Consider the following 2323-nt stretch of genomic DNA (forward strand, 5'->3'; position numbering starts at 1 on the left):
TAATCGTAAGCGTTCGGAAGGGGATTTCCTTCCCGCTGCTGTCAAGCGCTCGTTCAACCGCTTTTTCCAGCCCGCCGCAGCAGGGGACTTCCATCCGAACCAGAAGAATGTCCCGAATGTCATTTCCTTTGAGGATCTGAGACAGCTTTTCCGAATAGTCCACACCGTCCAGCTTGGGGCAGCCGATGAGAGTGATGCGGCCGACGATAAAATCCTCATGGAAAGAGGCATAAGCATAGGCCGTGCAGCTGGCGGCGATCAGCAGGGACGCCCCCTGAAAGTAAGGGGCCTGGATAGGGGCCAGTTTGATTTGGACGGGCCATTGAGACAGCCGGCTTTCGGTCTGCGCTGCATAACAGTCGCAGCTTTGACGGGGAATGCTTCGTGCTTCTGTCCCCGGACAGCCACAGGGGAGCGGATGCTCCTGTTTCTTTGCCAGAACTGCTGCATGGTCGTAAGCAGCGGCTTCCCGCTCTGTAAAAGAGATCGCTCCCGCCGGACAAGCAGGCAGACAATCCCCAAGACCGTCGCAGTAATCGTCCCGGAGCAAAATTGCTTTCCCATTTTCCAGACCGATAGCCCCTTCGTGGCAGGCTTCCACGCAAATACCGCAGCCGGTACAGGCGTCTCTATCAATTTCAATGATTCTCCGAATCATGTTCATTCCACCTCCATTTGTTGTTCCGGTTGACACCGTACTTGAATGATACTAAAATTTAAGCAACAAGTCTGTTTGATTTCAAACAAGGAGACTGAAAATGAAAGCATATTTATCGCTTTTGAAGCATACCCCCTTTTTTATGGCCATGTCAGATGAGGAGATCCTGTCGATCCTTCAGTGTATGAGCGCTGTTGTAACACCCTATCCCAAGGGTAGCTATATCCTGAGAGCTGGAAACAGCACCGAGGTCATGGGAATTGTCCTATCCGGCTCCGCAGTCATTGTTCAGGAGGATGTGTGGGGACATCGGAATATTCTGGACATTCTTTCTCCCGGAGATTCCTGTGGGGAGGTATTCGCCGCCTCCATGGGGAGTGTGCTGAATGTGAGCGTGGTCGCCGAAGCCGATTGCCAGGTGTTGCTATTGAACATCAACCGCATTCTCTCAGCCTGTTCAAATACCTGTTCCCACCATGCTCAGCTGATCCGCAATCTGGTCAATGTGATCGCAGGCAAATCTCTGCGGATGCATGATAAAATCAATCATATCAGCAAACGATCTACCAAGGAAAAGCTCCTGTCTTACCTGTCATCGGAAGCAGACCGGTGCGGCAGCCTGTCCTTTACCATCCCCTATAACCGCCAGCAGCTGGCGGACTACCTCTGCGTCGAACGGGCCGCCATGTCGGTGGCGCTTTCTCAGATGCAAAAGGATGGGATACTTCAGTACAGCAAAAACAAATTCACGTTGTTCACATATTCATCGGATTGATTTAGAATGAGCCGGCTTTGAGAAACGGAAAAACAATTTTGCATAATAACGCAAGCCGCCTGTGCGGGCATGGGAAATGCTCGTACAGGCGGCTTTTTGGGTGTCTATCTATTTTTAAAATGATAATTTTAATTACTTGACCGAATCGGTTATTGGTGTTATATTATAAATAACCGATTCGGTTATTTCGTTGAAAGGCAGGGATCAAAGTGGAAAAATTTTTGGCGCTGACGGAAGAAAAGAAAATGACGATCCTGAACGCAGCACTTCAGTGCTTCGGAAAATTTGGTTATGAAAAAGCATCCGTCAATGATATTGCAGTGGCTGCTCATATCTCCAAGGCATCCATGTTTCAGTATTTCGGAAGCAAAAAACAGCTCTATATTTATCTGCTGGAATACTGTAAAAAGGTCATTGAAGAAATATTTGAAAAAGCACATCTGGATTCCAAAACGGATTTGTTCGACAGGATCCTGGCATCCAGCCGCATGGAAATGGAGAGCTTCCAAAATCAGCCCTTCACCCTGCAGTTTATTACCAGCGTCTGGGAAGAAACTTCTCCCGAAGTAGCCGATGCGCTGGTGATTCTGACAGAGGAAGCCTGCAGCTTCAGAAACGATATGGTTCTTCGGGAGGAGGACGCTTTGAAATTCAAAAACCCGGAGGATGCCCGGCCGGTATTTCAGATGCTGCTTCTGATGGGCGAGGGATATGCGGCCCGGTACCGTGGGGCAAATGCTTTTGACTTTGAGACCGTCATGGATGATTTTGAGAAGAACATCGCAATTCTGCGGAAAAATTTTTATAAGGAGGAGTATCTGAAATGAGCGAGCCAATCATTGTTTTGGAAAAGCTGACCAAGCACTATGGGAAACATCGGGGAATTGACG

At 48.8% G+C, this 2323-nt stretch carries 3 protein-coding genes; 2 read left to right on the plus strand and 1 reads right to left on the minus strand.

The features are described 5' to 3' along the window. Positions 1-658, minus strand: a 658-nt coding sequence (locus ACJMM9_RS00885; RefSeq protein ID WP_405323003.1) for an ATP-binding protein, incomplete at its 3' end; no start/stop codon positions are given. Between the two features lie 100 nt (positions 659-758). Between ACJMM9_RS00885 and ACJMM9_RS00890 the strand changes: the two genes are divergently transcribed. Further along, positions 759-1433, plus strand: a complete 675-nt coding sequence (locus tag ACJMM9_RS00890) for a Crp/Fnr family transcriptional regulator (RefSeq protein ID WP_072701531.1) — start codon at positions 759-761, stop codon at positions 1431-1433. Positions 1434-1642: 209 nt separating this feature from the next. Then, positions 1643-2260, plus strand: coding sequence for a TetR/AcrR family transcriptional regulator (locus ACJMM9_RS00895; protein ID WP_073053488.1), 618 nt, complete (start codon positions 1643-1645; stop codon positions 2258-2260). Positions 2261-2323 lie beyond the last annotated feature (63 nt).

Origin of the sequence: Fibrobacter sp., assembly GCF_045112255.1 — a bacterium.
In the GTDB taxonomy this organism is placed as follows: domain Bacteria; phylum Fibrobacterota; class Fibrobacteria; order Fibrobacterales; family Fibrobacteraceae; genus Fibrobacter.